Here is a 466-nt window from a genome sequence, read left to right as displayed (position 1 = left end):
TCCGGCTGCGACACGCGGCCGGATCAGCAGGTCAGGGACCGATCCAATTCCCACCACTCCACGGGACTCTCCCGGCGTCGGAGCGGCGGGCGTTCTTCTTGCGCGGATCGTGGGGGCAGATCGCGGCGGCGATGAGCGCTTCGACCGCGGCCATCGCCAACTGCCCGTCTTCCGCGGCGGCGGTGATACCAAAATGCGCCATCCCATCGGGCCGGGGGCGGAGTGTGGCGGTGCGCCGGACCAAGGCCTGTTCGGCGCGGCGGCGCATCGCGTCGGGGTCATGGGCGAAGATCGCCCGATTCGCGAGGTCGCGCAGGCGGCGGGTGGAGCCGGCGCCGTTGTCGCAGAGGCCTTGTGCGATCTGTTTGTCGACGTGCGGGGCGCTGGGCCAGCCGTCGACAAGATCGGTGGCGGAGACCAATTGTTGGAATTGCTGTTGGTTGATGGTGCCGTCGTAGAGGCAGCG

The 466-nt window shown here is 69.1% G+C and carries 1 protein-coding gene; it reads right to left on the bottom strand.

Annotation, left to right across the window (positions count from 1 at the left end; translation table 11 throughout):
* Positions 1 to 31: 31 nt before the first annotated feature.
* The coding region (locus TBIF_RS23715) for a DUF222 domain-containing protein (RefSeq protein WP_038171421.1) at positions 32 to 466 on the bottom strand (435 nt) is incomplete at its 5' end.

This window comes from Tomitella biformata AHU 1821, assembly GCF_000524475.1.
GTDB lineage: Bacteria > Actinomycetota > Actinomycetes > Mycobacteriales > Mycobacteriaceae > Tomitella > Tomitella biformata.
The sequence above is the reverse complement of the archived record's forward strand: the minus strand, read 5'-3'. Positions and strand labels throughout refer to the sequence as shown.